This is a genomic window from Pseudomonas sp. MD330_10 (genome assembly GCF_042610415.1).
Taxonomy (GTDB): domain Bacteria; phylum Pseudomonadota; class Gammaproteobacteria; order Pseudomonadales; family Pseudomonadaceae; genus Aquipseudomonas; species Aquipseudomonas rhodesiae.
On sequence record NZ_JBHGZU010000123.1, the window covers coordinates 1 to 244 of the forward strand.

Genomic DNA, 244 nt, shown 5'->3' on the forward strand with positions numbered 1-244 from the left:
AGCGGTCGTAGCGGCCTGAACTTGCCCGCGCCGATCCTGGCGCTGCTGCGCCAGAGGTAATCGCCGGTGAGGTTGATGTGCTCCCAACCGAGCGGCGACAGGGACTGCAACAGCGCGTCATCAACGGCATGGCCGTTGCCACGCAGCGCGTGCGCAGCCCGTTCCAGCTAGACCGTGTTCCACAACACGACGGCAGCCGTTACCAGATTGAGGCCGCTAGCCCGGTAGCGCTGCTGCTCGAAAC

Annotated in this window: 1 pseudogene; it reads right to left on the minus strand. The window is 65.6% G+C overall.

The window, feature by feature from the left end:
- A pseudogene (locus ACFZPT_RS26860) lies at positions 1–244 on the minus strand (Tn3 family transposase); the annotation flags it as partial.